Origin of the sequence: Acinetobacter sp. NIPH 1852, assembly GCF_022549455.1 — a bacterium.
Classification (GTDB): domain Bacteria; phylum Pseudomonadota; class Gammaproteobacteria; order Pseudomonadales; family Moraxellaceae; genus Acinetobacter.
The window spans coordinates 1-1083 of sequence record NZ_JAKZGG010000044.1 but is presented as its reverse complement, the minus strand read 5'-3'; the positions used below and the strand labels follow the sequence as shown (position 1 = coordinate 1083).

Genomic DNA, 1083 nt, shown 5'->3' with positions numbered 1-1083 from the left:
TAAGTTGACAAAAATAACTAATCATGCGAAAAAGTTTTTTTAGTTAACAGATGTTCACACATGCCTCGAATTGTTTCTGTACCACTTAGTTTAGAACAGCGAGAACGACTCATTTTTCTGGCCAAGCATGCAAAACATTGGCGTGAAAGACAACGTGCCCAAACTATTCTCTGGCTTTCTGAAGGTAAAAGTGTTGCGGAAGTTGCCACTCTACAAGAACGTATCCCAGAAACCATAAGGCTACAACGCCGACGTTGGGAATTGTATGAGTTTGAATCGATTAAAGAAGGTCATCGCTCAGGTCGGCCCAATACATTGATCTCAGACTATCAGGCGAAAATCCTAGATTGGGTCAATACAAGTCCACTCAATGCAGAACAAATCCGAGTCAAACTACATGAAGAATACGAAGTGTCCGTGTCTGTTGAAACCATTCGTAAGTTTTTACGTGATTCAGGTATGGTCTTCAAGCGTACCCGTCATAGCTTGAAAAAAAAGAGATCCGATTGCATTTGAACAAGCAACACAGCAGATTGAAAAATTACGAGAGCAAGCGGCACGTGGTGAAATTATATTAGGTTATGTTGATGAAACAGGGTTTTCATCTACACCTGATAACCGCTATGCATGGACAAAGATAGGTGATGTTCATGCGGTTGATGCAATAAGATTAAAACGAGTTAATGTCATGGGGTGTTTGCTTTCAACGGGGAAACTGGTGACAAGTTGTTTACAAGAGTCAGTTACAAGCACTTGGTTTTATGCCTATTTAACTGGAATAGCTCAACAAGTAAAACAGACTTATAACCTTCCATTGGTTCTTATTGTTGATAATGCCTCGATTCATAGAAGTAAAAAGATGGCTGATTACAGAGAGCTACTTAAAAGTAACTTTTCGACGAATTTGTATTTTATTCCAGCTTATAGCCCTGAGTTAAATCGAATCGAGATGGTATGGAAGCAGATGAAATATTATTGGCGAGATTTTCAAGTCATGACAGCTGATAAAATAGAGCAATGGGTGGAGAGAGTATCAAACCAATTCGGAAAAGAATACATGTTTACTTTTTAATGACAGCTTAC

The 1083-nt window shown here is 38.8% G+C and carries 2 protein-coding genes; both read left to right on the top strand.

Annotated features, from left to right (window positions below):
• Nucleotides 1-60 precede the first annotated feature (60 nt).
• Nucleotides 61-516 (top strand): helix-turn-helix domain-containing protein, encoded by a 456-nt coding sequence (locus MMO38_RS16480; protein ID WP_004973749.1) that lies wholly within the window; start codon nucleotides 61-63, stop codon nucleotides 514-516.
• Complete coding sequence (locus MMO38_RS16475) at nucleotides 506-1072, top strand: IS630 family transposase (protein ID WP_121533679.1); 567 nt, start codon at nucleotides 506-508, stop codon at nucleotides 1070-1072. Before MMO38_RS16480 ends, MMO38_RS16475 begins: the two co-directional genes overlap by 11 nt.
• Nucleotides 1073-1083 lie beyond the last annotated feature (11 nt).

Bases quoted from the DNA above. Each gene is read 5' to 3' on its own strand.
- MMO38_RS16480 (WP_004973749.1), top strand. From the start codon at position 61: ATGCCTCGAATTGTTTCTGTACCACTTAGTTTAGAACAGCGAGAACGA.